A 373-nucleotide genomic window follows, 5' to 3' on the forward strand; every position below is an offset into this window, starting at 1 on the left:
ATGAAGACCTGAGAAAATCATATGCCGAATCTGCGATTTCCCGAGCCTGATCATCTGGAATCTGTTCAAGCCTTCTTGTATTTCCATTGTGCGTTATTTTCAAAAATTTATTCTCAAGGGATCTTCTGTATGTGGCGTTGCCATCTGTATAAAAGATAAATCTGCCGGATAGATCCACTGTAAAGACCATCCTGCTGTCTTTTTCGATACTTACTACACCCTGATCGATCTTCCCCATAACTTCCATTCTATCTCCCTCTCATATTACTGCGGATGAAATGTGAGCTACTCCCCCAGCTGAAGCCTTGGAGTTTCCCTTCATCGAAGGAACATCTGCCTTTCTGGACATCCGTACAAGCCCGAAGCAGCGATC

The 373-nt window shown here is 44.0% G+C and carries 1 pseudogene; it reads right to left on the reverse strand.

Going from position 1 to position 373, the window contains the following annotated elements:
* Positions 1-247, reverse strand: a pseudogene (locus tag Q0C15_RS07550) (radical SAM protein); the annotation flags it as partial.
* Between the last annotated feature and the right edge of the window lie 126 nt (positions 248-373).

Origin of the sequence: Thermoplasma sp., assembly GCF_023256435.1 — an archaeon.
In the GTDB taxonomy this organism is placed as follows: domain Archaea; phylum Thermoplasmatota; class Thermoplasmata; order Thermoplasmatales; family Thermoplasmataceae; genus Thermoplasma.